Consider the following 8,687-nt stretch of genomic DNA (forward strand, 5'->3'; position numbering starts at 1 on the left):
ATGTGAAGTACTAGAAACACAATCACTTGCACGTTTAGTATGGGCTAACTTATTGAGACATGAGTCTTTTCTTTCCAGTTGAGTAACTCGCGATTTTGTTGAATTGTCGACCAGTTGAATTTATTTTTTAAAAAAAGATATTGATCTTCTTGTAATCTCGCTCGATAGTAAAAAAAGAACACGCATTTGAGTATGTCATGCGATAAATTCGCTCAGCGATAAAGGACATTTGAGTCAATTATGGGTAAATCACTCGTTATAGTGGAATCACCAGCCAAGGCAAAAACAATCAATAAATACCTTGGTAAAGATTTCATCGTTAAATCTAGCGTCGGTCATGTCCGAGATCTTCCGACGGCAGGTCAAAGCACCGGCAAGAAAGCTGCAGCTATTTCTACCAAGGGTATGAGTGTAGAAGAAAAAGCACGCATAAAAAAAGAGAAAGATCGTAAAGCTCTTATCAAAAAGATGGGCATCAACCCATATAACGATTGGGAAGCGAATTACCAGGTTCTGCCCGGTAAAGAGAAGGTTGTTGCAGAATTACAAAAACTCGCCAAAGACGCAGATTATGTTTATCTCGCGACCGATTTGGACCGCGAGGGAGAAGCTATCGCATGGCACCTTCGTGAGATTATCGGTGGCGATGAAGAGCGATACAAGCGCGTAGTTTTTAATGAAATTACCAAAAATGCCATCCAGCAAGCCTTTGAAAAACCGGGCGAGTTGAACATGGATGGTGTTAATGCTCAGCAAGCACGTCGATTTATGGATCGCGTAGTGGGCTTCATGGTGTCTCCACTACTTTGGAAAAAAGTTGCACGTGGACTATCTGCTGGCCGCGTTCAGTCTGTTGCGGTTAAGCTATTGGTTGAGCGTGAGCGCGAAATTAAAGCGTTCATTCCTGAAGAGTTCTGGGACATTCATGCCGATACTCTGACCTCTACTAAGACGAACTTCCGCTTACAAGTCGCTCAAAAAGATGGCGTGGCCTTCAAGCCAACCAATGAAAAAGATGCGCTTGCAGCAGTTAACACGTTAGAAAAAGCCGCTTATGAAGTGTGCAAGCGTGAAGATCGACCAACATCAAGTAAGCCATCGGCCCCTTATATCACGTCTACTCTTCAGCAAGCGGCAAGTACTCGCTTAGGCTATGGCGTTAAAAAGACAATGATGCTTGCTCAAAGGCTCTATGAGGGCGGTTACATCACTTACATGCGTACAGACTCCACGAACTTAAGTTCAGAGGCTGTAGAGTCTGTGAGAGAGTTTATCAATAGTGAGTATGGCGCAAGCTACTTACCGGAAAGCCCTTTACGCTACGGAAGTAAAGAAGGTGCTCAAGAGGCGCACGAAGCGATCCGACCTTCTAGTGTTGAAGTTAAAACTGAAGATCTGCAGGGTATGGAACCTGACGCTCAGAAAGTGTACACGCTGATCTGGAATCAATTCGTTGCCTGTCAAATGACCAAAGCGAAATACGATTCCACAACGGTGAGCGTGAAAGCCGACGAGTATACGCTGAAAGCGAAAGGTCGAATCCTTAAATTTGATGGTTGGACGCGTGTTCAGCGCCCATTGGGTAAAAATGAAGATCAGATTTTGCCAGCGGTTCAGGTTGGCGATGCATTGACGCTTGAAGCGCTCGATCCGAAACAGCACTTTACTAAGCCACCGGCTCGATTTACAGAGGCAGCCTTGGTTAAGGAGCTTGAGAAGCGCGGTATTGGCCGCCCATCGACCTACGCTTCAATTATCTCAACGATTCAAGATCGTGGATACGTTAAAGTTGACCAGAGACGTTTCTATGCTGAGAAAATGGGAGAGATTGTCACTGATCGTCTAGACAACAGTTTTGATGATTTGATGAACTTCGATTTCACCGCTCGAATGGAAGCGAAATTAGACCAAATTGCAGAAGGCAATACGGGTTGGAAAGGAGTGCTAGACAACTTCTTTACTGATTTCACCGGGGATTTAGAAACCGCTGATCTCGATGAAACTGAAGGTGGCATGAAGCCAAACAATATCGTTGAAACAGATATTGAGTGTCCAACTTGTTCTCGTCCTATGGGAATACGTACTGCTTCAACTGGTGTATTCTTGGGCTGTTCTGGTTATGCGCTTCCACCGAAAGAACGTTGTAAAACGACCATAAACCTCGGTGATGAGGAAGGCATTATCAACGTACTTGAAGAAGACGTTGAAACTGAAGCTCTGCGAGCAAAGAAACGTTGTCCAATTTGTGAAACCGCAATGGATGCGTACCTGATTGACGAAAAGCGCAAAATGCATGTTTGTGGTAATAACCCTAACTGTGATGGTTATGTCGTTGAGTTTGGTGAATTCAAAGTGAAAGGCTACGACGGCCCACTTGTTGAGTGTGATAAATGTGGTTCTGATATGGTGCTTAAAAATGGCCGTTTTGGTAAGTACATGGATTGCACTAGCGAAACATGTAAGAACACTCGTAAGATTTTGAGAAATGGTGAGGTCGCGCCACCGAAAGAAGATCCAGTCCATTTACCAGAGTTACCGTGTGAAAATTCGGATGCATACTTTGTCTTGAGAGATGGCGCTTCAGGTCTATTTATGGCGGCGAGTAACTTCCCTAAATCAAGGGAGACACGTGCTCCGTTAGTTGCTGAGTTGGCTCGCTTTAAGGATCGTTTATCGCCTAAGTTTACTTATCTTGCCGATGCGCCAGTGAAGGACCCTGATGGTCGTGATACGGTGGTGAGATTTAGCCGTAAGTCGAAAGAGAACTATATCCGCTCAGAAATTGATGGCAAGCCTTCCGGTTGGACAGGTCTTTATATCGATGGAAAATGGGAGATTACGGACAAGCGTAAGAAACCCAAAAAAGAAGATAAGAAAAAATAAACTAGGAAGCAGCTCAATAATGAGCTGCTTTTTTTTGTCTTAAGTATGACCAACCCTGAATAGCTTTGACCAAGATTTTGCGATTTCACAGAATAAGACAAGCGCCATGCACTCTAAGTGTAACAAATTGTCTATATGGTTATTCGGATAGATAGTAGCGGTATAAGACCGATTTAAATCGAGTATTCAAAAAAAACTAACATTCTATGCACGATCCTAAAGATGACACATCTGGAGCAACATCGGCTTATCTTATTGAAAACTCATGCGCGTCGTGAATTGATGGTGAATAATTATTCTTGGTGATTATCTTAATTAAACGATGGCTATATTTGAATCTGGCGTTGGCCAATTATAAGTTATTGATTTACGTTTAGCCCAGATAGAGCAAGGGCTCTATGGTTATAGAGGTCTTGTGTTGTAAATGTTATTAACTTGTTTTTTATTCAGCAATATCTGTGAGCTAGGCAAGAATGTATGTAGGAAAACAGCGTTCAATTAACGTAATTGCATATTTAAAATTGTAATTATTTTAGAAGCAGTTAACGTGTATAAGCTTGCTTTGTATAAAAAATATGAATTAAGTTGGCTTTAGTTAAACGGATAACAACACCGCCCCCCAAATTCTAACAATTGCGGTGTTGACAAAAAAATAAAATAATTAATGGAGAAAAAAATGGCTGGTGTATTAGGAATGATCCTTGCTGGTGGTGAGGGTTCCCGCCTTAGACCTCTAACGGAATCTCGCAGTAAACCTTCGGTTCCATTTGGAGGCAGTTATCGCTTGATCGACTTCGCTTTAAATAATTTTGTAAACGCTGATTTAATGCGTATTTATGTCTTGACGCAATTCAAGTCCCAGTCTCTTTTTCACCATATGAAAAAAGGGTGGAATATTAGCGGCATTACCGACCGTTTTATCGATCCTATTCCAGCTCAGATGAGAACGGGTAAGCGTTGGTATGAGGGAACGGCAGATGCGATTTATCAAAATCTAAGATTTATGGAGCTCGCAGAACCCGATCAAGTGTGCATCTTTGGTTCTGACCACATCTATAAAATGGACATTAAGCAGATGCTTGATTTTCATAAAGAGAAAGAAGCCTCATTGACCGTCTCGGCTTTACGTATGCCATTATCAGAAGCCTCTGAATTTGGTGTTATTGAAGTTGATGCTGAAGGTCGTATGGTTGGCTTTGAAGAGAAACCTGCAAATCCAAAATCAATTCCGGGTGATCCAGAGCACGCGTTAGTGTCAATGGGCAACTATATCTTTGAAGCTAAGAATCTTTACTCGGAATTGATAGAAGATGCTGACAAAGAAGGTTCTTCACACGATTTTGGCAAGGATATCATTCCAAACATGTACCCACGCGGTGACGTATTTGTTTATGACTTCAGCACTAACAAGATTACTGGCGAAAAAGAAGAAGTGTACTGGCGCGATGTAGGAACGATTGATGCTTACTGGCAGGCACATATGGACCTACTTAAGAAAGATGCGCCTTTTTCTTTATACAATCGCAAGTGGCCTCTTCACACATTCTATCCGGCTTTACCACCCGCTACGTTTACTGACTCAGTTAACGGCCGCGTGCAGATTATCGACAGCCTTGTATGTAACGGGAGTTATGTTCGTGGTTCGAGAATTGAGAAGTCAGTTCTAGGCTTTAGAAGTAACATCGCATCGGCCTGTGATATCAGTGAAAGTATCTTGCTAGGTGACGTTAAGATTGGCGAAGGCTGTGTTTTACGTCGAGTTATAGTTGATAAAGATGCAGACATTGCACCAGGTACACAGATTGGTGTTAACCTTAAAGAAGATAAAAAACGCTTCCATGTGTCGGAAGATGGTGTAGTGGTTATTGCTAAAGGTGCAAAAGTTGGCTACTAAGAAACTTTCTATTTTATTTGTAGCATCTGAAGTTGAAGGATTGATCAAAAGTGGTGGCTTAGCGGATGTCGCTAAGGCACTGCCTGAGGCGCTACAGAACTTAAAGCAAGATGTTAAACTGGCGATCCCTGCTTATAGCCAGATTCCTAATATTGCGGAAGCGAACGTTCTATTGAGCACTAAGCTCGAAAGTTGGCCTCACACTGAGTATCAAGTTGTTGAAACAGCGGTCGGCGGCGTTCCAGTTTATGCGATACGCTGTGATAAATATTTTGATCGCAAAGAGATGTATGCGGAAAATAATCAAGCGTATGCGGACAATGGCGAACGGTTTGCTTTTTTTAGCGCTGCTAGCCTAGATATGCTGCCTAAGTTGGGCTTTAAGCCTGATATTGTTCATGCTAATGACTGGCATACTGGCCTTGTGCCATATTTTCTGACAGTTCGCCATCAACGTGATGAGTTTTATCATTCGATTCGCAGTGTTATTTCCATCCACAATGCTGTTTTCAAAGGTGTCTTTAGCTACGACGAACTGCAATCGGTTCCCGAATTTGTAACTCGACATGTGCCTGAAGCTGCGGTGAGTGAAACTCATATTACGATGCTTAAGGCCGGTGTAATGTGTGCGGACAAAATAAATGCAGTCAGCCCAACTTACGCAGAAGAGCTTAAGACGGAGCTTGGCAGTCATGGTATGGCCCATGAGTTTTTATCGCGTCAAGATGATCTCGTTGGCATTTTGAATGGTTGTGACTATTCATCGTGGAGCCCAGAAACAGATGAATATTTGCCAAAGAAGTACAGAGCGACCAAACAGAGTATGGTTCGTGGTAAAAAAGCGAGTCGGCAAGCACTGCAAGAAGAGTTGGGGCTACCTGTTCAAGATATTGCCGTGTATGGAATGGTTTGTCGCCTAACCAGTCAAAAAGGTATCCATTACCTAATTCCGATATTAAGTGAGTTTTTGAAGCATGACGTTCAACTCGTTATCGTTGGTACGGGTGACCCTGTGTTATCGAGTCAGCTTAAAGACATTGCAGCGCGATACAGCAGTAAGTTTGTGTTTATTGAAGCCTATAACAATCGACTGGCTCACTGGGTTGAGGCAGCCTCTGATTTCTTTATTATGCCATCAGAGTTTGAACCATGCGGATTAAACCAAATCTACAGTATGGCTTATGGCACGCTTCCTATTGTTCGTGGTGTTGGTGGACTAAAAGACAGTGTTACGGACTACGATGATGACAATGAGCACGGTACGGGCTTTGTGTTCACTGAACCAACCGCTAATGCATTGCTAAACACGCTGTTGCGTTCGTTACTGCTCCATGCTCAGAATCTTACTGAGATTCGTCGATTGCAAGTTGAAGCGATGAAGAAGAATTTCAGTTGGGATGACGCGGCAAAACACTACTTAGAGATGTATAATAGTGTGCAATAGGTAGTTTTCTTAGATTATGGTAATTGACGATTTGTCGTTCCATTTAGCGTTTAAAAAGCACCGTAAGGTGCTTTTTTTATGTGGTCAGATCTGCAAAAGTTTTCTTTAATGTTCTTCTAGTGCTTTCATTTATAATGACTATTTAGTGAGATAAAGAACCGTTGGCTATTCATTTCACTTTTCTTTGACAGGCTATGAATAACATTTCTTTATTTATATGGTAGGCTTCTACTTTCAACCCGTTGGTACAGTACTAAGGTTTTATCTCGTTATGTCTCAGGCTCTACTTTTCCATAAAACATACGAACACCCCACAAGTAATGAGTGGGTGGTCTTTGTGCATGGGGCGGGGGGAAGTTCATCGATTTGGTTTAAGCAGATAAAAGCTTACAAAGAGCATTTTAATATATTGCTTCTAGACCTGCGTGGACATGGTAAGTCCAATCACTTTATCAAAGACATTATCTCAAACCGATATACATTTAAAGAAGTCACACTCGATATCCTTAAAGTTCTCGATCACCTTAAAATTCGATCCGCGCATTTTGTCGGTATGTCTTTAGGAACGATCATCGTTCAGAATATTGCTGAAATAGCCTCTGAGCGTGTTCATAGCATGGTATTGGGTGGTGCGGTAACGCGATTGAATACGCGCTCTCAAATTCTGATTAAGCTCGGAGATTTGAGTAAACATATAATTCCTTATATGTGGCTATATAGACTATTTGCTTACGTTGTTATGCCCCAGAAGAATCAGAAAGAATCTCGTCATATGTTTGTGCGAGAAGCAAAGAAGCTATGTCAGAAAGAGTTTAAACGTTGGTTTATATTGACAGCGGAGGTGAACCCGTTGATGCGGTACTTCAAGCATAGGAAACTGCCCATTCCAACACTCTACCTAATGGGTGAACAAGACTATATGTTTATTCAACCCGCGAAAGAGATGGTTGCGGCGCACAGTGATAGCCACCTACTTGAAATACCAAACTGTGGTCACGTTTGTAATGTCGAACGCCCAGAGGAATTTAATCGCCACTCGATAGAATTTATTCAGAGCTGCAGTCGGTAGCCGCGAAATGACTAAATAAAAAAGACCCACTAAGCTGCTTAGCTTCAGTGGGTCTTTTAGTTTAAGCGTTTATTTCCCTAGGGGAGTTAGACAGATTATGCGCCAGTTTGATTTTCGCTAGGTGATTTCTTTACTACGCCCATTAATTTCTTGGCAATAATAGGGAAGACGCCTAAAAGCACAAAAGACAAAATGACCGGTAATGACACGATGCCAGAGAGGCTGTCTATATTTGCCAGTTGTGTGCCTGCGTTAAGATAAACAGCGGTACCAGGAAGCATACCTAACTGACTGACGAGGTAAAACCTAGAGGCCGAAATCGGCGTTAGGCCCATCAGCAAGTTAATTAGGAAAAAAGGCACGACAGGAATCAGTCGAAGGGAAAATAAGTAGAATGCACCATCTTTTTCTACGCCATCATTAATTGTAGAAAGTTTTTCACCAAACTTGGCTTGAACCCAATCCTTAAGTAAAAAACGGCTGCTTAAAAAAGCGAGTGTTGCCCCTAGAGAACTGGCAAATGAGACGAGAAGCAAACTGGTCCAAAATCCGAATAAAGCCGCGCCAAGAAGAGTAACAACCGCCGCCCCTGGAATTGAGAACGCGGTAATGATTATATAGATTGCAAAATAGCTGAGTGCAGCTAACGCGAAGTTAGATTCGATGGTTTGGGCTAATGAGTCTTGCTGTGCCTTGGCGTTTTCTAGCGTCAGTAAATGGCCATAGTTGGTGGTAAGAAACAGTATCGTCAGGATGAGAATAACACCGAATAGGATTTTTTTGTTCATAGTAATAGGCCAAGAAGATGAGTTATGTGCCTATAAAGAACAGCAGAAAGATGGATAAATTTCAATCCTTGATAGAAATTTATGTATCAAAATAAGAAAGCCAACACGAGAGTGTTGGCTTTCTGAGCATATTTTTCTTAGCGTAATCGACCAGCCAGTTCATCTCTTCTAGATTGAGGTATCACTGACCAATGAGTACCCTTAATTGCCCCCTCAAGCGCCCAGAGTAGTTCGATGCCAATATCTGAGGAGTGAGATTGCTGAATAGCTTTGTAGGCTTCAACAGCACCTCTTTGCTCGAGCGTAGAGACAGAATCTATCCCGGCCTTTTTGAGCATACGCTCTGTTGCTAATCTAAGGTTTGGAAGATCTTTAAGTCTATCGGGCTTTGCGGCTGCTTGGCTTTCTCTCTCTTTCTTCGCAATATCAAGCGATCTTTTTGCTTCGGAAAGAGCAATAGACTGATTCTTAAGCCAGTTGTCCGGTAAAGCATAATATTTAGTTACGACAGGGTGTCCACGTTTCTTGTAGACATAAGGTTGATAACCCTGTTGCTGGAATTTTTTTACGGAATGACTGTCGGCTCTAATATGAAGCTTATCGTTTACC

General features: G+C 42.3%; 6 protein-coding genes. 4 read left to right on the forward strand and 2 right to left on the reverse strand.

Annotated elements, in window-relative coordinates; all coding sequences use genetic code 11:
- Window positions 1–240: 240 nt before the first annotated feature.
- The 4 genes from topA to BCU12_RS11795 all read left to right on the forward strand — a co-directional run bounded on the left by topA (window position 241) and on the right by BCU12_RS11795 (window position 7,290).
- Entirely contained in the window at window positions 241–2,883 is a 2,643-nt protein-coding gene (gene topA, locus BCU12_RS11780; RefSeq protein ID WP_102404442.1) for a type I DNA topoisomerase, read from the forward strand.
- A gap of 676 nt (window positions 2,884–3,559) precedes the next feature.
- On the forward strand, window positions 3,560–4,777 hold the full coding sequence (gene glgC / locus BCU12_RS11785) for a glucose-1-phosphate adenylyltransferase (protein WP_102404443.1): 1,218 nt from the start codon (window positions 3,560–3,562) through the stop codon (window positions 4,775–4,777).
- Window positions 4,767–6,221, forward strand: a complete 1,455-nt coding sequence (gene glgA, locus BCU12_RS11790) for a glycogen synthase GlgA (RefSeq protein ID WP_102404444.1) — start codon at window positions 4,767–4,769, stop codon at window positions 6,219–6,221. Before glgC ends, glgA begins: the two co-directional genes overlap by 11 nt.
- Before the next feature lie 271 nt (window positions 6,222–6,492).
- Entirely contained in the window at window positions 6,493–7,290 is a 798-nt protein-coding gene (locus tag BCU12_RS11795; protein WP_102404448.1) for an alpha/beta hydrolase, read from the forward strand.
- Between the two features lie 95 nt (window positions 7,291–7,385).
- On the opposite strand, the gene BCU12_RS11800 is transcribed toward BCU12_RS11795, so the two are convergent.
- Together BCU12_RS11800 and BCU12_RS11805 are read right to left on the reverse strand one after the other, a co-directional pair.
- On the reverse strand, window positions 7,386–8,078 hold the full coding sequence (locus tag BCU12_RS11800) for a TVP38/TMEM64 family protein (protein ID WP_102404445.1): 693 nt from the start codon (window positions 8,076–8,078) through the stop codon (window positions 7,386–7,388).
- A 137-nt stretch (window positions 8,079–8,215) separates the two neighbouring features.
- A partial coding sequence (locus BCU12_RS11805; protein ID WP_102404446.1) for a TfoX/Sxy family DNA transformation protein occupies window positions 8,216–8,687 on the reverse strand: 472 nt, incomplete at its 5' end.

The organism is Vibrio sp. 10N.261.55.A7 (assembly GCF_002877365.1).
Taxonomy (GTDB): domain Bacteria; phylum Pseudomonadota; class Gammaproteobacteria; order Enterobacterales; family Vibrionaceae; genus Vibrio.

Excerpts from the sequence above, each read along its gene's own strand:
- topA (WP_102404442.1), top strand. The coding sequence starts at position 241 with ATGGGTAAATCACTCGTTATAGTGGAATCACCAGCCAAGGCAAAAACA.
- glgC (WP_102404443.1), top strand. The coding sequence starts at position 3,560 with ATGGCTGGTGTATTAGGAATGATCCTTGCTGGTGGTGAGGGTTCCCGC.
- BCU12_RS11795 (WP_102404448.1), top strand. The coding sequence starts at position 6,493 with ATGTCTCAGGCTCTACTTTTCCATAAAACATACGAACACCCCACAAGT.
- BCU12_RS11800 (WP_102404445.1), bottom strand. The coding sequence starts at position 8,078 with ATGAACAAAAAAATCCTATTCGGTGTTATTCTCATCCTGACGATACTG.